Raw genomic sequence first — 18,395 nt, 5'->3', positions numbered from 1 at the left:
ACGGAGGGCAACAGAGCCGCTCTGCTTCTGTAAAAACAAAAGAGCCGGCTGCGTAGCCGGCTCCTCGTTATTGGACAGGGTATGACAGCACTCAGGCTTCGCCACCGACGGTGTGCACCGTGGCGTCGGCCGGCAAGATGACGCGGTCGCAGAAATCGCCGAACTCTTCACCCTCGGCGCGCTCCTTGGCATAGCGCTCGATGATGGGCGTGAGCAGTTCGATCGATTCGTCGATGGTGACGCGCGGCGCCAGCATGCGATTGAGGCGGGTGCCATTGTATTTCGCACCGATGTAGAGCGCGTAACGGCCCGGGCCCTTGCCCACAAAACCGATCTCGGCGAGATACGGTCGACCGCAGCCATTGGGGCAACCGGTCATGCGCAGGCTGATCGCGTTGCTGGCCAGTCCCGCTTTTTCAAAGACCGCTTCATACTTTTCCAACACCTCCGGCAGCACCCGCTCGCTCTCGGCGAGGGCGAGTCCGCAAGTCGGCAGCGCCACGCAGGACATGGCATTGAGACGCAGCAGCGAACGCTCGTTTTCCTTGTCGAGACCGTGCTTCGCCAGAATCGCTTCGATCGCGGCCTTTTGATCGGCGGAGACACCGGAAATGGTGAGGTTTTGCGTCGGCGTCAGACGGAAGTCCCCTTGGTGAATCTCGGCGATCTCACGCAGCGCCGTCTTCATCTTCCAGTCGTCGCGATCAATGATGCGTCCGCTCAGGATGTGCAGACCGTAGAACCAGGAACCATCGGCGCACTCGTGCCAGCCGTGCGGATCTTGAATCGTAGTGAAAGTGTAGTCGCGCACCGGACCAAAGGTGATGCCCGAGCGCTTCTCGACCTCGGCTTTGAACCAGTCGATGCCGCGATCCTCGATCGTGTATTTGAGGCGGGCGTGCTTGCGGTTGGTGCGGTCGCCGTAGTCGCGCTGGGTGGTCACGACGGCTTCACCGATGGCGTTGACCTGGTCCGGCGTGATGAAGCCCACCACGTCGGCCAGTCGCGGATGCGTGGCTTCGTTGCCGTGGCTCATGCCCAGACCGCCGCCCATGGTGACGTTGTAGCCCACCAGCTCACCGTTCTCGACGATGCCGATGAAACCGAGGTCCTGCGAAAACACATCGACGTCGTTCGACGGCGGGATCGCGAAACCGATCTTAAATTTACGCGGCAGGTAGGTCTTGCCGTAAATCGGCTCCTCCTCCGGCGCAGAGCCCGCCACTTTTTCCTCATCGAGCCAGATCTCGTGGTAGGCGCGGGTGGACGGCAGCAGGTGCTCCGAGATGCCCTTGGCGTGCTCATACATGGCACCGTGAGCGGCACTGCGCTCCGGATTGGGCGGAGCCATGACGTTGCGGTTCACGTCACCGCAGGCCGCGATGGAATCGAGCAAAGCCTTATGCATGCCTTGGACGAGCGGCTTCACGTTGCCCTTCAACAGGCCATGGAACTGGAAAGTCTGACGCGTGGTGAGACGCAGAGAGCCGTTGGCGCGCTCATCGGCGAGCTGATCGAGCACCAGCCACTGAGCCGGGGTGCAGCGACCGCCCGGCAGACGCACGCGCAACATGAAGGAGAACGCCTTCTCCAGCTTGGCCTGGCGACGCTCTTTGCGCAGGTCACGGTCGTCCTGCAGGTAGAGACCGTGGAATTTGGTGAGCTGCTGATTATCCTCGGAAATCGCGCCAGTGGACTCATCCAACAGCTCCTCCGCGATGGTTCCGCGCAGGAAGTTGGAGGCAGTTTTGATGCCTTCGTTGGCAGACAGTGGCTGGGGGGCGTCTTGGTCGTTGCTCATGAGCGAACGGCGAAGTTGAGCCGAGAACCTCCCGCCATCAAGTGTGATTTAGTAATTTAGGTAATTTAGTAAGGTTATCTAGGAAGGCATGCCTTCCAACAAAAAGCCGGCCCAGATCGGGCCGGCTTTGGAAAATAGGAACAATCGAGCGAGGACCGCCCGTGAGCGCCGTTTAGTAGCGGTAGTGGTCGGGCTTGTAGGGACCGTCGACCGACACACCAATGTAAGCGGCCTGTGCCGGGGAGAGCTTGGTGAGCTTCGCGCCGATGCGATCGAGGTGCAGACGAGCAACCTCTTCATCGAGGTGCTTCGGCAGACGCATCACCGTCGGCACGTAGGTCTCGCGCTTCTCCCAGAGGTCGAGCTGAGCCAGCACTTGGTTGGTGAAGGAATTCGACATCACGAAGGACGGGTGACCGGTGGCGCAACCGAGGTTCACGAGGCGGCCTTCGGCGAGCAGGTAGATGCTCTTGCCGTCGGCGAAGGTGAACATGTCGTATTGCGGCTTGATGTTGGTCCGCGTCACGCCGGCTTCTTTGTAGAGCTTGGCGACCTGGATCTCGTTATCGAAGTGACCGATGTTACAGACGATGGCTTGGTCCTTCATCCCCTTCATGTGATCGAGGGTGATGATGTCCTTGTTGCCGGTCGTGGTAACGTAGATGTCGGCAGTGCCGAGCGTGCTCTCGATGGTGTTAACCTCGTAACCTTCCATCGCGGCCTGCAGGGCGTTGATCGGGTCGATCTCGGTCACAATCACGCGAGCGCCGAAGCTCTTGAGGGAGTGGGCGCAGCCCTTGCCGACGTCGCCGTAGCCGCACACGCAGGCGACCTTGCCGGCGATCATGACGTCGGTGGCGCGCTTCAGGCCGTCGGCCAGCGACTCGCGGCAACCGTAGAGGTTGTCGAACTTCGACTTGGTGACGGAGTCATTCACGTTGATGGCCGGCACGAGGAGCTGGTTCTTTTCGGCCAGTTCGTAGAGGCGATGCACGCCGGTGGTGGTCTCTTCGGAGACGCCCTTCCACTCCTTGGCGATATCGTGGAAAATGGTCGGGGTCTCGGCGTGAACCTTCTTGAGGAGCTTCTTGATGACTTCCTCTTCGTCGGAACCGGACTCGGTATTCACCCAGTCACTACCGTTTTCGAGCTCGTAGCCCTTGTGCAGGAGCAGGGTTACGTCACCACCATCGTCGACGACGAGCTGCGGGCCGAGACCGTCGGGGCCGACGAGAGCCTTCCACGTGCAGTCCCAATATTCTTCGAGGGTCTCGCCCTTCCAGGCAAACACCGGCACGCCGGCAGCGGCGATGGCGGCAGCGGCGTGGTCTTGGGTCGAGAAGATGTTGCAGGAGGCCCAACGGACCGTGGCGCCAAGGTCGACGAGCGTCTCAATGAGGATCGCCGTCTGGATGGTCATGTGCAGCGAACCGGTAATGCGCACGCCGGCCAACGGCTTGTTGGGGAATTTTTCGCGGATGGCCATGAGACCCGGCATTTCGTGCTCGGAGATGGCGATTTCTTTGCGGCCCCAGTCGGCGAGGCCGATGTCGCGGACCTTGTAGTCGGTGGATTCAGACATGGATTAAGATGGGTTCTGAGTGCGGTGTGTTTGGGAGAGGTTTATTTGGTAAGTTTCTTCACCGCGGCGTTGAGCGCCTTGGCTTTAGTGGTGGCTTCCCACGGGAGACCGTCCTTGCCGAAGTGGCCATAGTTGGTGGTCTCGCGATAAATCGGGCGCAGCAGGTTGAGCTGCTTTACGATGGCGGCGGGTTTGAAGCTGAAGACTTCCTTCACGGCATCGGCGATCACGCTGTCAGGCACCGTGCCGGTATCGAAGGTGTCCACAAACACGCTTACCGGTTCCGGATGACCGATGGCATACGCCAACTGGACCTCGGCGATCGGCGCGAGACCCGCGGCGACAATGTTCTTGGCCGCCCAGCGCGCCATGTAGGCGGCGGAACGGTCGACCTTGGACGGATCCTTGCCGGAGAAGGCACCGCCACCATGGCGGCCCCAGCCACCGTAGGTATCCACAATGATCTTACGGCCGGTGAGACCGGAGTCGCCTTCGGGACCACCAATGACGAAGCGGCCGGTCGGATTGATGAGAAACTCAGTGTTTTTGGTCAGCAGTCCCTTCGGGATGACCTTCTTGATGACCTTGTTAATGAGCACCTTTTCGATCTCAGCGCGCTTCACGTTTTCGGTGTGCTGCGTGGAAATCACGACGTTCACGACCTCGGCCGGTTTGCCGTCGACGTAGCGCACGGAAACCTGGGACTTCGCGTCCGGGCGCAGCCACTTGGCTTTGCCCGACTTGCGCAGGTTGGTGAGCTCGCGGCCCAAACGGTGAGCAAGCATGATCGGGGTCGGCATGAGCTCCGGCGTCTCATTGCAGGCGTAGCCAAACATGATGCCCTGGTCGCCGGCTCCTTGCTCGGCGTGAGTTTTACCCTCGGCCTCACGGGCGTCGACGCCTTGACCGATGTCGACCGACTGGCTGGTGAGAAGATTCTGAATGAAAACCTTGTCGGCGTGGAAACCGTCGTCGTCGTTCACGTAGCCGATCTCGCGAATCGCCCCGCGCACGATTTCCCCGAGATTGATGGCCGACTCCAGCGGAGCGCCCTTGAGCTTCGGGATGGTGATCTCACCGGCCAACACCACGACGTTGGACTTCACCAACGTCTCGCAAGCCACACGGCTGTTGCGGTCGATGCTGAGGCAAGCGTCGAGCACGCTGTCAGAGATGAAATCGGAAACTTTGTCCGGGTGGCCTTCACCAACCGACTCAGAGGAAAAAACGAATGAATTAGCCATAGGGATACGCGGAAGACGCAACCTACGACACAAACCCGTCGCAAGTTTAATATCATCGCATCGAAATTCGATGATATGTCGTTAAACAGCCTCCTGCATTAGGATAATACCCCGGGAAAGCATGCCTGCTCGTCGGGTTCTGCCACTCGACCCCTAAGTAGATTCCCCACCATTCTCTTAGGTTAAAAATCCTCGCCCCTCCACGAAGTCTCCCGTCATTTTGCAATAGTCTGACTCTGACCTACCCCCGCGATCATGCCTGACCTCCCTATCATTGACCAAGAAGCTATCGAAAACCTGCGCATGCTCGGTGACGAGGAGGGCGACGATTCGTTTCTCAAAGAGGTCATCGAGATTTTTGTGACCGACACCCCGGTGCGGTTGACCGAACTGCGCACGTCGCTGGCCGCTGGTGATCAGACCACGTTCACGCGCGCCGCCCACAGCATAAAGGGAAGCTCCTCCAATGTCGGCGCCCAGCGCCTCGGAGCCATGGCCAAGGACCTTGAAGCCGATTCTCGTGAGCACCTCAACGGTCTCGCCCCGCGCATCGAGGAGCTCAACGCGGCCTTCCTCGAAGCTAAGACCGCGCTCGAAGCGCTCTGATTCCCCTCCTCCTGGCGTCCCCTCAAGTCGCCTGACGCACCGCGTGAAATGTGCGCCAGCTGTTCATGCCAAGAAAGCCGGTGATCAGCGCCAGCCAGAGCTGTCCGATCATCAGCGCGTAGGCCCCAAGCCCGATCGCTCCCACGATGCCTAGCGCCGATGCCCACAGCAGGCTCTTGCGGTCCCCTACACCGAACCAGAGCAAGCACCGCAGAATCTGCCCGCCATCCAACGGGTAAATCGGCAGCAGGTTGAAGATCAACAAGTTGATATTCAGCTCCTTCATGAACGCCATCCACCGCCAAAACTCACCGTAGCCGCTGCCCGTAAAGGTATCGGTCATGATGAGTAGGCGTCCGGCGTAGTAGATGATCGGGATTAAAGCCACGTTCACCAACGGCCCAGCCGCGATGCTCCACAGCTGGGCTCCAGCGCGATGGGGTGGACTCACAAACGCGATCCCGCCCAGCGGCCAGAGCACGATGTTGTTAGCCTGCCCCCCCGTCTGCCGACAGGCCAGCGCGTGGCCAAACTCGTGCAGCAGCACGATGCCAAACAGCGCCACGATCTCGATGCCCACCCACACCGGCGAATCATAGGCGCGGCTGCGCAGCTGGAAGAGGAACAAGGCAGCCAGCAGCCAGGACCAGTGCAGCCATACATCAATACCCGCGAACCGAAACAGGCGCACAGAACCATTCTGAGTGGACGTCATGCGCAGGCAGTAGGCGCAACCGGACGCCAATGCGAGTCCGCCGGGTCGATTTCCGGTGGAAAACGTCACGCGGCCGATGGGAGTTGCACGCCCCCCCAATCCGCCTACCCTTCTGCCATCGGCTGACGACGCAGCCGCCCCAGCCTGCGTCGGTGGCGCCGCCAGCCTCCTCCCCGCCCCTCCCCCAAAACCCGCACGCAGGCGAGAAAGGAGCCCGCCATGCCCGCTCAAAAAGTGCAGGACTTCCTCGATTCCCGAGACGTCCGCTACATCACCCTCAAGCACTCGCGTGCTTACACCGCCCAAGAGATCGCCGCCCGTTCACACATCTCCGGCCGCGACTTCGCCAAGACCGTCATCGTGTTTGCCAATGGCAACATGGCCATGGTCGTCCTCCCCGCCCATCAACGCATCCACTTGCCGGAGCTGCGCGACATGCTCGGCACCCTCGATGTGCATCTCGCCACCGAGTCCGAGTTTCGCGCGACTTTCCCCGATTGCGAACTCGGCGCCATGCCGCCCTTCGGCAACCTCTACAACCTGCCGGTATATGTAGCCGGTCCCTTGGCCGAAGAGGAAGAGATCGCGTTCAACGCCGGCACGCACACCGAAGTCATTCAGATGCGCTACGCCGACTTTGAGGAATTGGTGAAACCGGAGGTGTTGGAGTTCATCACCGCCTGACGGCCCACGCACCCGCGCGCCCGCCCCCCCCCCTCAGAACGAGAAATTCATCGGGTCCGCCCCGCTGCGCTCATCGCGATTCATCGCGGCGATCGCAGCCATCTCCGTCGCGTCCAATTCGAAATCGAAGATGTCGGCGTTCTCCTGCAGGCGCGCCGCCTTCGCCGTTTTGGGGATCGTCACCACACCCGTCTGCAGATCCCACCGCAGGACCACCTGCGCGATGGTCTTGCCTCGGCGCGCCGCGATTTCCGCCAGCACTGGATCGGTCAGCAACGCTCCGCCGTGCATGAGCGGACTCCACGCCTGCACCTGAATCCCCTTCTCCCGGCAATACGCCAGCAGTTCCGGACTCTGCAGGTAAGGATGGTATTCGATTTGATTCACCGCTGGCACGACGCCACTCACTTCGCGCAAGCGCTCCAGGTGCGGCACCATGTAGTTGCTCACGCCGATCGCTTTGGCGCGACCACTTGCGGCGATCTCCTCAAGCACCTTCCAGGATGCGGCCTTTTTGCCGTCGATCGGCCAGTGCAGGAGGTAGAGGTCCACGTAGTCCAAACCGAGCAGCTCCATGCTCCGCTCAAACGCCTCGCGCTGCCGATCCTCCCGCATGTCGCTGTTCCACAGTTTTGTAGTAACGAACAACGCGTCCCGCGCCACGCCACAGCTGCGCACGCCTTCGCCCACCCCGCGTTCGTTGCCGTAGAGCGCCGCCGTATCGATGCTGCGATAACCGAGCTTCACCGCCTGGCGCACGGCGTCGGCCGTCTCGGCGTCGCTCCCCATTTTGAAGACTCCCAGCCCGAGCCACGGCATGGACGCGCCGGTGTTGAGGGTGACCCCTTCTTGCAGCCCTGCGGCCGTGGATTCGCGTGTGCCGGAGAATGCGTGTTTGGTCATGCCCCAACGGTCCGCGCCGCAGCGGGCCGGGTCAACCCGTGCCACCGCTTACTTCGGGTTCGGCCACCTCCGCGACCGGCGCGGCGGGTGGCCGCGGTCGCCACATCATGCAGGCCGCCGCCAGCAACCCGAAGCTACCGCCCACCAGCCACCAGACCGGACCGACTTTTTGAAACATCCACACCCCGGAGCTGCCCGCCAGCCCGGCGAAGCCCCAAGCCATGCCGTAGATCCCGAAATAGCGCCCGCGGAATTTCTCCGGCGCCAAACGCGCTCCCAGCGCGGCGCTGACCGGCAAGGCGATCATCTCGCCGAGCGTAAACAGGCCCATCGCCCACAAGAACCCCGTCATTGTTTCCGCCCACGCAAAGGACGCGCAGCCCAAGCCCACCAACGCGAACCCCACCGCCAAAACCGGCTTGGGCGCGTAGCGTTTGATCCACTGCACCAACGGCAGCTCCATGAACATGATGATCGCTCCGTTCGAGCCCATCACGATGCCGTATTCCACCTCCGATAATCCCCGCCCGGTCGCATGCAGCACGAGCACATGGAAAATCTGAATGAACGACAGCGACATGAATAACTTGCCCGCAACGAGCTGCAACGCCGGTCGATTCCCCGCGATGTCCTTGGCCGCATCGACCCAGCTTTGCCACGCAAGGGTCGGCGACGAGATACGCCCCGCAATCGTGCGCAGGCCGTGCGGCAGAAACGCGATGGCCAACAACGCAAACAGCAAGGTCGTCGCCGCATCGCCCCAAAACACCAGTTCCGGCGCCCGCGTGTAGAGCAGTCCCGCCACCGCCGGCCCCGCCGCGTAGCCCGCGTTCAGCGCCAAGCGAAACACCGCATAGGCCGTGACCCGCTTTTCGTCCGGCACCACGTCACTCATCAGCGCGTGCGAGGCGGGTCCGAAGGTGTTCGCCAGCAGGCCGTGCAGACACGCCATCAAGGCGGTCTGCGTCAGCGAATGCACATAATACAACGCCAGGATCGTGAGCGCGCCGCCCACCAACGACACGACGATCGTATTGCGCCGCCCCACCCCGTCGGACAAGTAGCCGCTCAAAAACGGCGCGGCCAGATTACCCGCCGCCATCGCCGCCAGCACAAAAGCCACCTCACCGCCCGCGAAACCGCGCTGCGTCAGATGCAGCGCCAGAAACGGATAAACAAAACAGCCGAAGCGATTGATGAACTGCCCAGCCGTGAGCACCCAGACCGCTCGCGGCAACGAGCGAATGTCGCGGAAGGTCTCGGTAAAATAGGCGTGCATCGTTAGGCTGACTAACGACCGCGCCCATCACCGGCGCAAGCCCGCGCTTGCACGTCCCGCAGAAAGCACCGCGGGACGGGTTTCGCCGGTTTTACAGGTTCTCGGCGTTGTGCTTGATCACCTCGCTATACCAGCGGGCGGAGTCCTTGAGCGTGCGCTTCTGCGTTTCGAAATCTACGTGGATGAGGCCGAAGCGGTAGCGGTAACCTTCCGCCCACTCGAAGTTATCCATCAGCGTCCAGTGGAAGTAACCTTCCACATCGACGCCCGACTCCGCGGCACGCTTAAGCTGCCGCAGGTAACGGTTCACATAGTCGATGCGCTGCGGATCGTGCACCGCGCCGTCGAGCGCCACCCAATCGTGGCTGGCCATGCCGTTTTCCGTGATCGCGATCGGCTTGGCGTAACGCTCATGCACCCACCGCGGACCCCAGTAGAGCGCTTCCGGCGTCACGCGCCATTGGAAGTGACTGGTCGGCACGCCCGGCTGCCGCATGACATGCTCCGGCTTGCCGTCGGCGCCCGCGCGCACGAAGTAGCCGTTGTAGATGTTCATGCCGTAGAAATCGATCGGGCTGGAAATGATCTTCATCTCCTCGTCCGTCGTCACCGGCAACGCGTCGCCGTAAGCTTCGCATCCAATTTCCGGATACTTGCCGGTGAGCACCGGATCCGCCCACCAGCGTTGGTTCCACAGGCTGCCGGGTTGGATCGACCAATAGGCTTCGCGCGCCGCCGCGATGTCGGCGGGATCATCGGTCAGCGGCACCGCCACGTCACCGGTCGGCGCCCAGCCGACATGCGGAGTCTTCTTCGCCTGCGCCCGCAGCACCTGAACCGTGCGACCATGCGCCAGCAACGCGTTGTGCACCGCGACGAGCACATGCGGCAGATCCATCTGATCGCCGGGCGCATGCATGCCGGTGCCGTGGCCGAGACCGATGAAGCACTGCGGCTCGTTGAGTGTCATCCAGTTGGTCACGCGGTCCGAGAGACGGTCGACCACCACGGCGGAGTATTCAGCAAACCACTTCGAGCTATCGGCATTCAGCCAGCCACCCCGACGCTGCAAAAAGAGCGGGTAGTCCCAGTGGAAGAAGGTCAGCCACGGATCGATCCCGCCCTCCAGGAGCGCGTCCACCAAGCGGTCATAGAACGCGAGCCCTTGCTCGTTCACTTTGCCCGTGCCTTCCGGCAGAATGCGGGACCACGACAGCGAAAAGCGGTAGGCTTTGAGGCCGATCTCGCGCATCAGCGCGACGTCCTCGGGCCAACGATGGTAATGGTCACAGGCGACGTCGCCGGTGTGGCCTTCAAACACCTTGCCGGGTTGCCGGCAGAAGCGGTCCCACACGGACGGTCCCCGACCGTCGATCGCTGCAGCACCCTCGATTTGGTAAGCGGACGTCGCCGCGCCCCACGCAAAGTCTGGCTTAAAACTCATGAGACTGGCCAGCGCACCAGTCGGACCGCCCGGCGTCGAGCCGCCTTTTGTTCGCGATTTGGCTTAGCGGCTTTGGAAATACCCGCGCTGCTTGTCGCTTATCGGCAGCTCGGTTTTCTCCATCACTTGCAACAAATCCTCCCAGATCATGCGCTTGGAGCGGTTGGACTGATTGCGCAGAATGTAGCTCGGGTGGTAGGTCACCATGACCGGTTTGCCCGCAAAGGTCTGCCACTTGCCGCGGATCTCACCGAGCGTCGTGAAACTCTCCGGCCCCAACAGACCTTTCGCCGCCGTCGAGCCGAGGGCCACCACCACGTCGGGATTCACGATCTCCAACTGAGCGCGCAGATACGGCAGACAATACGCCATTTCCTCCGGCGTCGGCGGCCGATTGCCGACCTGCTCGACCCCGTCAATCGTCGGCAACTGCGGGCGCCAGTTCATGATGTTGCCGATATAAACGTCCTCCCGCTTCAGCCCCATTCCCGCGATCATTTTGGTGAGCAACTGGCCCGCCGGGCCCACGAAGGGCTCCCCTTGCAACTCCTCCTCCGCGCCCGGGGCCTCACCACAAAAGAAAATCCTGGCGTCCAGGCTGCCGACGCCGAGCACGACCTGTTTGCCGGGACGCAGCTGTTTGGCGCACACCGAATCATCCTTCACTGCGGCCAACAACGCATCCCAACGCGTCTGTTTGTCACCGTCGGGCAGATTCACCGCCGGTGGCGGCGGCAAGGTGGCGGCCGCGGGTTTGGCCGGTTTCGAGGCGGCGCGTGGCGTGCTGGACGGCGTCCAGGAAGGCGCCGCCGGCTCGCCAGCGGACGTCGCCGCAGGAGCCGGGGCCTGGGCTGGCGCGACCGCCGCGGCGCGATCGGCCACGATCTTGCGTAGCGTTGCCAAGGATTCCTCGGACACCGAAACCGTCGACACCCCCGCCGTCTTCAGGCGGCGAAGTTCTTCAGTCAGGGCGTGGAGGGTGGCGCGCATAGCGAGGCGGACGGTGTCAGCTCAAAGTCGGAGCGACAAGTTTCTCCACGTATTTGCCCAGTTGATCAAACTCGAGGTTCACCCGATCTCCCACCGTCTTGGTGTGCAGATTGGTGTGCGCCATGGTGTGCGGAATCAGCCAGACGGCGAAGGTATCGCCTTCCACTTCGGCCACCGTCAGCGAGATGCCGTCGATCGCGATGCTGCCTTTGTGAATCAAATATCGTCCGGTTCCGGCTGGGGCCTGCACCCGTAAATAGGTATCGGCTCCGCGAGCTTCGATGACGTCGATCGTGCCGCGACCATCGACATGGCCGCTCACAAAATGCCCGCCCATCTTGCCGTTAAAACGCACCGCGCGCTCGAGGTTCACGACCCCACCCTCCCCCAGATCGTCCAGGGTGGTGAGGCGTTTGGTCTCCGCCAGCACGTCAAAGCTCAGGGAGCTCTCGTCGTGATCCACCACCGTGAGACAGCAGCCGTTTATCGCGATGCTGTCGCCCAACGCGACGTCTTCGAGAGCCACGCGGGCCGCGACCACCAGACGCCACGCTTTGTCGCTGGCGGCAAACGATTGGATGATACCGGTCTCTTCAATGATGCCCGTAAACATGATGCTTCACTGCACGCGCCCGACCGCCCCGGAGCAAGTCCGGACATCCACGTCAGTTGAGCTTCACCCGCAGCACCGCAGTTTCGCCGTTGCGGCTCACCAACATGACGACTTCCGGGCGGCCGCTTTCGGCCACATCGTCGATGATCTCGGTCGCATCCGCAAAGGTCGTCACGGGCCGTCCGTCGATTTCCTGAATCCAGTCATCAAACTGCAGTCCCGCCGTCGCCACCGGACTGCTCGGTTTCACGAAGTGCGCAATCACGCCATGCAAATCCGTCGGGTCGGCGCGACGGTCCACCGCATCGGAATAAACGATTTCCCGCACCGTCAGCCCGAGCCCTTCGTAATACTGGCGCTCCGCCTCGTTCGGCGTCTTCGGCGCGTCCCCCAGCGTAAGCGGCAAATCGATCTCCTCACGATTGCGCAGCACACTCAGCGTCATCTGCGACCCCGGCAGGCGCCGCAAAATATCACGCTGCAGGTAAACCACCACCACTTGGTCCGGCTTGAGCCGCGGCAACGGCAGGCCATCCAGCGCCACAATGATGTCGCGCGGCAGCAACCCCGCGTCCTCCGCCGGGCTGCCCGCCAAGACTTCGGAAATCACCAGACCGGTGCCGCCATCCAAGCCGAGAAACTCAGCCACTTCCGGGTCCACCGGATCGACGCCATCGACGCCAAACCACGGCATCGGGCGCCCATAAGGATTGGTCGGCACGCGGTCCACCGCCAGCAACACCTCAGAGGCCAGTCGAAACGCGCCGGTTTCATCCGGATTCACCATCACCGACATCTCCCCGCGCCGGCGCTGCGAGTAAATTACTCGGCTCTCGCCAAAACCCGATACGCCTACGCCGACAAACTCACCGGCCATGTTAAACACCGGCAAGCATCGCCCCGCCACATCACCGAGCGCGATCGCCGTCATCTGCGGCAACTCGGTGATCATGCTGATGCGGTCGCTCAAAAAGTAAGGCCGGTAATCTTCGTCCTTCTTGCGCAGGCCGATGCCCCAGACCTGCTCGGCCACTTCCGGAATCACCTGCCCTTCTGGTGGCAGAAAATCGGTGATCGGCCGCAACCCCGAGCGGCCCTCGGGCTCTACCCGAATAAAATGCCAGGACGTAAACGCATCCTGCCCCAGGTATTCCGCTTTTGAATACACCGTTGTCGGCGCATCCGGACGGTGCACCCGAAAGTCCACCAACTGCTCTGGCGTGGCCCGTTCGCTGATCGCGCCCGATTCGAGGATGATCGTGCCTTCCCGGTCGATCACCAACCCATAGGCGTAGTTCACCGTGCGATCCATCTCGTGCTCGATGGTGAACTGCACCGCCACCGTCGAGGCGAGGCGCTCCTCCATCATATCGGCCAACGAAGGTTCGGCTGCGTCGACGGCAGACGACAGCGCGAACGCCGCCGCCACGACACCGAAGATTACTCGGACGCGGTGAAGTCGGGGATGGGATAATATCATGGTTTGAGAACGTAGAGGGAAACGCGAAACTTGCGTCGTGCTTCGATCAATACGCGGTCCGGTTGTTCCCGGTAGGCCTCCTCCGCCGCTTGGACGACCGCCAGCGAATCGACCTCCGCATCGTTGACTTTCATGATCACGTCACCCGTCGCCAAACCCGCCTCGGCCCCGGGCGAACCGCGCTGCACGCCGATGACGAGCACCCCGTCCGCGCTGGGCAGCTGATTTTCCCGAGCGTAAGCGCGCGACACTTCCCGCACACTCAGGCCCCAGTTTTCGAGCACACCTTCCTCGCCTACTCGGCTGACCAATTGTTCGGTCGTCACCGTAAAGGTTTCGGTCGCATCACCGCGTTTGACCAACAGCTCCATTTCCCGACCCAGCGGCTGCAACGCGATGAGGTTTTGGATCGGCGGCAACTGCTCCGGGAAACGCCCGTCGACGCCCTCGCCATCGATCGCCAACAGGATGTCGCCGCCCCGCAGTCCCGCTTCGGCCGCCGGCGAGCCGGGGTCAACACTGTTGATCAACATGCCCGTGTTGAGCTCAAGGTCGTAGAAATCTTCGAGATCCTGCAGCGCCCCCGGCACGATACCAATGTAGCTGCGCGTGATACTTCCGTCCGCCGTCAACCCCGCCATCACCTGCCGGGCCGTCGCTGCCGGAATGGCAAAACCCAGATTGTCGGCGCCGAGATAACCGCGGGAATTGATCCCCACCACCCGACCGTCTTCGTCAACCAAGGGCCCGCCGCTGTTGCCTGGGTTGATCGCGGCATCGGTCTGCAGCCACGTGTTGAACATACCGGTTTCGTGACCGCGCACGCCGCGCGAGTCCGAGAAAAACCGCCGCGGATTCGAAATGATGCCGCGTGTCACCGTGCGCGTGAGGCCATGAGGTGTGCCCACCGCAAAGACCGTCTGCCCGGGAAAAAGCGTCTCGGAGTCACCAAACTCTGCGACCGCAAAAGTGAAGTTCTTCTCGGCAATCTCGTCGGCGTCCAGCCGCAGCAACGCGAGGTCCGTCCAGTGATCCCAGCCCACCAGCTCGGCGCTCACGCGTTCGAGGTTGGCCAGCGTTACGTTGATCTCCACCGCCCGCGGACCGACCACATGCGCGTTGGTTAAAATCAGTCCGTCTTCCGAGAGGATGACGCCTGAACCGACTCCGCTGCGGAAGCGCTTCACGCCCGCTTCATAGGCAAACTCGCGCACATCGATCCTCACCACCGCGTCCAGCAGGCGGCGAAATCCTTCCGATTGTTGCGCCGGCAAGAGGCTCGGCAAAACGAGCGCAAAAGCAAAAATCCCGCACCAAAGTCGCGCCATTGACCGGGGGTTTGAATGTGTCACAGTGGCCGATTCCTTCCGATGGCAACGCATAGCAAAGATTACGACTTTTCCTCCATAGAACCCCGCTGGCAATCCTTCTGGGCAGAAAACGGCTCGTTCCGGGCGGAGGCGTCGTCTCCAAAACCCAAATACTACGTGCTGGACATGTTCCCGTATCCGTCCGGCGCGGGTCTGCACATCGGCCATCCGGAGGGTTACACCGCGACCGACATCCTTTCCCGCTACAAGCGCGCCAAGGGCTTCAACGTCCTGCACCCCATCGGCTGGGACGCCTTCGGCCTGCCCGCCGAGCAACATGCCGTGAAGACCGGCACCCACCCGGCCACCAATACCCAGGCCAACGTCGATAACTTCCGCCGGCAGATCAAAGCCCTCGGCTTCTCCTACGACTGGGATCGCGAAATCAACACCACCGATCCCGCCTACTTCCGTTGGACCCAGTGGATCTTTCTCCAACTCTTCCAGCGCGGCCTCGCTTACGTCGATGAACGCCCCGTCTGGTGGTGCCCGGCCCTCAAAACCGTGCTCGCCAACGAAGAGGTCGTCGACGGCAAGTCTGAGCGCGGCAACCACCCGGTCGAGCGCCGCGCCCTGCGCCAGTGGGTGCTCAAAATCACCGCCTACGCCGACCGCCTGCTCAAGGATCTCGAGGGCCTCGACTGGCCCGACTCCACCAAACGCATGCAGGAAGCCTGGATCGGTCGCAGCGAAGGCGCCGAGGTGCGTTTCGGCCTCGAAGACCCGAGCCTCGACGACCTCGTCGTCTTCACCACCCGCCCCGACACCCTCTTCGGCGCCACCTTCATGGTGATCGCGCCCGAGCACCCTTACGTCGACAAACTCACCACGCCCGAGCAGCGCGACGCCGTCGAAACTTATCGCAAACAGGCCGCCGCCAAGAGCGACCTCGAGCGCACTGACCTCGCCAAGGACAAGTCCGGCGTCTTCTCCGGTGCCTTCGCCATCAACCCGGCCAACGGTCAGCGGGTGCCGATCTGGATCGCCGACTACGTGCTCATGGGTTACGGCACCGGCGCCATCATGGCCGTGCCGGCGCACGACGAACGCGACTTCGAGTTCGCCGAAAAATACCAGATTCCGGTCGTCCAGGTCATCGAGCCCTCCGACCACTCCAGCAACGGTTCCGGCAAAGTCGAGCTGCCCTACACCGGCGACGGTGTGCTGGTGCACTCCGACGACTACAGCGGTCTGAAGTGGGCCGAGGCCAAGCAGAAGATCACCGCCGACCTCGCCGCCCGCGGCAAAGGCAAGGCGACCGTGAACTTCAAGCTCCGCGACTGGCTCTTCTCTCGCCAACGCTATTGGGGTGAACCCATTCCGATCGTCTGGGTGAACGCCGCCGACTACGAAGCCATCAAAGCCGCCGGCGAAGTCCAACTTCCCGCCGAAGCCATCACCTACGAGGCCGACGGCACGACGCACTACGCCCTGCCCGTCCCGGCGACCGCCCTCCCGCTCGAGCTCCCCGACGTGGAATCCTACCTGCCCAGCGATAACGGCGAAAGCCCGCTGGCCAACGCCACCGCTTGGGTCGACATTTGGTATCAACCCACCACCGGTGCCGCCGTGCCGGCCACCGAAGCGCAGCCCGAGGGCGAAGACTGGGTGCGCGGTCGCCGCGAGACCAACACCATGCCCCAGTGGGCCGGCTCCTGCTGGTATTACCTGCGCTACCTCGACCCCAAAAACACCGAGGCGATCGCCAGCCCCGAAGCGCTCCACTACTGGCGCTCCCCGGACCTCTACGTCGGTGGCGCCGAGCACGCCGTGCTCCACCTCCTCTACGCCCGCTTCTGGCACAAGGTGCTCTTCGACCTCGGTGTCCTGCCGGAGGACGAACCCTTCAAGCGTCTCTTCCACCAAGGCATCATCCTCGGCGAGGACGGCGAAAAAATGTCCAAGAGCCGCGGCAACGTCATCAGCCCCGACACCATCATCGCCTCCCACGGCGCCGACACCCTGCGCCTCTACCTCATGTTCCTCGGACCGCTTGAGGCCATGAAGCCTTGGAATCCGCGCGGCATCGAAGGCGTGCATCGCTTCCTGCTCAAAGTCTGGCGCGAATTTGTCGGCCGCGACGGTGAACCCGCCGCCAAGATCGTCGATGACGCCAGCCAGGAATCGGCTGAGCTCACCAAGCTGCTTCACGAGACCATCAAAAAGGTCGGCGAAGACACCGAGAACCTGCGCTTCAACACCGCGATCTCGCAGATGATGATCTTTGTGAACGCCTTGCAGAAGGCCCCGGCCATCTCTGCGGCCAGCGCCCGCAGCTTCGTTCAGCTACTCGCCCCCTACGCTCCGCACTTGGGCGAGGAATTGTGGAAACTGCTCGGCGGCGCCGCCCCGGTGCAGGCCGCGTCGTGGCCGGACTACGACGAGGCGCTACTCGTCACAGAGACCCAGAAACTTGTTGTGCAAGTTAACGGCAAGCGGCGCGGCGAAATCGTGATCGCCAAAGACGCCGACCAAGACGCCGCCCTCGCCGCCGCCCGGGAAGACGACGCGATAGCTTCACACTTGAACGCCGGAGAAATCCGCCGCGTCATCTACGTGCCCGGTCGCATCCTGAATATTGTGGTTGCATAAGCCCGCAATTTCATCGACTAGGGTATTGTCCTCAGGTCAGACAGGGCGGGTGCCGATCTACCCGATAGGTGTTAATACCCGCCCTCGCAGCATTGCAGACGCCCATAACGCCAACCATAGTCGAAACATGAATAATTTCCGCCTTTCCACAGGGATCTTCGTGGCTGCCTTGGGTTGTGCGCTGGCGCTCGCGCCCGCCGCGCACGCCGCGAAGAAGAACCCGACCAGCAAACTCTACGTGGCCGATCTCGACGGTCAGTCGGAAATCGACACCGGCGAGCGTATCGAAGACTTGACCGAAAAGTCGGTCCACAACGCTCAGGGCACAGTCATCCAGACCAACGCCGACGCGCACAACGCCATGGTGTTCTCCAACGGCACGGGCGTTTACCTCGACCCGGACACCCGCATGGAGATCAAACGCTTCGTGCAGGAGCCCTTCACCCCGGACCGCAGCGATTTGGAAGTGGAGCCTTCCATTTCTCAAACCAATGCCTTCATTCCCCGCGGCACGGTGGGCCTTTGCACGCCCCGCATGATTGCCGGTAGCAGCATGGTCTACTCCACCCCGCACAGTGCCATGGCCATTCGGGGCCGCAAGGTGGTCATCCAGTCCGAAGATTTCGAAACCAAGGTATCGTCCATCGAGGGTGAAGTCACCGTCCGTGGCGGTCCCAACGATGGTGGTGGTTACGTCATCAACGGCGGCGAGCAGGCCATCATCAAGCGCCTCCCCGGCCGCGCCCCGCAGATCGAAATTCGCCCCATTCCGGACGACGAACTCGAATTTGTGGAAGACAAGGTCACCCTCGCCTGCGATGCACGCCGCACGGTGTATTTCGACGCCAAGGGCAAACCCGAGGTCGGCGACGGCCAAACGCCCGGCGAAGGCGACATCATCGACGAAGCCACCGGTGCCGAAATGGACGACGATGGCGAAGGTTGGGCCAATGTATTCGACGACGAAGACCAGACGGCTGGTGCTGGCGAAGAAGTGGTCGTCGTTGAAGTGACCCCGGTCGAGCCCGTGCAAGAAACCCCGGTTAGCGCCTCCTCCATCTAAAAACTCAACACCAGATTCCGCCCCCCCCT

15 protein-coding genes are annotated in these 18,395 nt (G+C 62.3%); 4 read left to right on the top strand and 11 right to left on the bottom strand.

The genetic code is table 11. The annotated features are described in order from the left end of the window. Positions 1-91: 91 nt before the first annotated feature. The 3 genes from K1X11_RS01775 to metK form a co-directional block, all read right to left on the bottom strand. Entirely contained in the window at positions 92-1,801 is a 1,710-nt protein-coding gene (locus tag K1X11_RS01775) for an NADPH-dependent assimilatory sulfite reductase hemoprotein subunit (protein ID WP_221028849.1), read from the bottom strand. Between the two features lie 172 nt (positions 1,802-1,973). Beyond that, positions 1,974-3,383: an adenosylhomocysteinase gene (gene ahcY / locus K1X11_RS01770; protein ID WP_221028850.1), complete on the bottom strand. Its 1,410-nt coding sequence runs from the start codon at positions 3,381-3,383 to the stop codon at positions 1,974-1,976. Between the two features lie 41 nt (positions 3,384-3,424). Then, on the bottom strand, positions 3,425-4,627 hold the full coding sequence (gene metK, locus K1X11_RS01765) for a methionine adenosyltransferase (RefSeq protein ID WP_221028851.1): 1,203 nt from the start codon (positions 4,625-4,627) through the stop codon (positions 3,425-3,427). A 255-nt stretch (positions 4,628-4,882) separates the two neighbouring features. Between metK and K1X11_RS01760 the strand changes: the two genes are divergently transcribed. Continuing rightward, positions 4,883-5,233 (top strand): Hpt domain-containing protein, encoded by a 351-nt coding sequence (locus K1X11_RS01760; protein ID WP_221028852.1) that lies wholly within the window; start codon positions 4,883-4,885, stop codon positions 5,231-5,233. 22 nt (positions 5,234-5,255) lie between these two features. Here K1X11_RS01760 and K1X11_RS01755 read toward each other — a convergent pair whose 3' ends face one another. After that, positions 5,256-6,017 (bottom strand): M50 family metallopeptidase, encoded by a 762-nt coding sequence (locus K1X11_RS01755; protein ID WP_324726056.1) that lies wholly within the window; start codon positions 6,015-6,017, stop codon positions 5,256-5,258. 150 nt (positions 6,018-6,167) lie between these two features. Here K1X11_RS01755 and K1X11_RS01750 point away from each other — a divergent pair, with 150 nt between their 5' ends. Further along, a complete protein-coding gene (locus K1X11_RS01750) occupies positions 6,168-6,632 on the top strand; it encodes an aminoacyl-tRNA deacylase (RefSeq protein WP_221028854.1) in 465 nt (154 codons plus the stop codon). A 33-nt stretch (positions 6,633-6,665) separates the two neighbouring features. Here K1X11_RS01750 and K1X11_RS01745 read toward each other — a convergent pair whose 3' ends face one another. The 7 genes from K1X11_RS01745 to K1X11_RS01715 all read right to left on the bottom strand — a co-directional run bounded on the left by K1X11_RS01745 (position 6,666) and on the right by K1X11_RS01715 (position 14,627). Next, positions 6,666-7,535, bottom strand: coding sequence for an aldo/keto reductase (locus K1X11_RS01745; protein ID WP_221028855.1), 870 nt, complete (start codon positions 7,533-7,535; stop codon positions 6,666-6,668). A 31-nt stretch (positions 7,536-7,566) separates the two neighbouring features. Further along, entirely contained in the window at positions 7,567-8,814 is a 1,248-nt protein-coding gene (locus tag K1X11_RS01740) for an MFS transporter (RefSeq protein WP_221028856.1), read from the bottom strand. A 91-nt stretch (positions 8,815-8,905) separates the two neighbouring features. Then, entirely contained in the window at positions 8,906-10,258 is a 1,353-nt protein-coding gene (locus K1X11_RS01735) for a GH1 family beta-glucosidase (protein WP_221028857.1), read from the bottom strand. A 63-nt stretch (positions 10,259-10,321) separates the two neighbouring features. Further along, on the bottom strand, positions 10,322-11,248 hold the full coding sequence (locus K1X11_RS01730; RefSeq protein ID WP_221028858.1) for a uracil-DNA glycosylase: 927 nt from the start codon (positions 11,246-11,248) through the stop codon (positions 10,322-10,324). 16 nt (positions 11,249-11,264) lie between these two features. After that, positions 11,265-11,861, bottom strand: a complete 597-nt coding sequence (locus tag K1X11_RS01725; protein ID WP_221028859.1) for a riboflavin synthase — start codon at positions 11,859-11,861, stop codon at positions 11,265-11,267. Positions 11,862-11,913: 52 nt separating this feature from the next. Further along, complete coding sequence (locus tag K1X11_RS01720; RefSeq protein ID WP_221028860.1) at positions 11,914-13,341, bottom strand: PDZ domain-containing protein; 1,428 nt, start codon at positions 13,339-13,341, stop codon at positions 11,914-11,916. After that, complete coding sequence (locus K1X11_RS01715; RefSeq protein WP_225919201.1) at positions 13,338-14,627, bottom strand: trypsin-like peptidase domain-containing protein; 1,290 nt, start codon at positions 14,625-14,627, stop codon at positions 13,338-13,340. The genes K1X11_RS01720 and K1X11_RS01715 overlap by 4 nt, the downstream gene beginning before the upstream one ends. A gap of 84 nt (positions 14,628-14,711) precedes the next feature. On the opposite strand from K1X11_RS01715, the gene leuS reads away from it, so the two are divergent. Together leuS and K1X11_RS01705 are read left to right on the top strand one after the other, a co-directional pair. Continuing rightward, positions 14,712-17,303 (top strand): leucine--tRNA ligase, encoded by a 2,592-nt coding sequence (gene leuS / locus K1X11_RS01710; protein ID WP_221028862.1) that lies wholly within the window; start codon positions 14,712-14,714, stop codon positions 17,301-17,303. A 127-nt stretch (positions 17,304-17,430) separates the two neighbouring features. Continuing rightward, the gene (locus K1X11_RS01705) at positions 17,431-18,366 is read left to right on the top strand and encodes a FecR family protein (protein WP_221028863.1); all 936 of its coding nucleotides are present in this window, start codon (positions 17,431-17,433) and stop codon (positions 18,364-18,366) included. The last annotated feature ends 29 nt before the right edge of the window (positions 18,367-18,395 follow it).

This window comes from Actomonas aquatica (genome assembly GCF_019679435.2).
GTDB classification, from domain to species: Bacteria; Verrucomicrobiota; Verrucomicrobiia; order Opitutales; family Opitutaceae; genus Actomonas; species Actomonas aquatica.
Note: the sequence above shows the minus strand (reverse complement) of the source record. Positions and strands in the feature narration are given on the sequence as shown.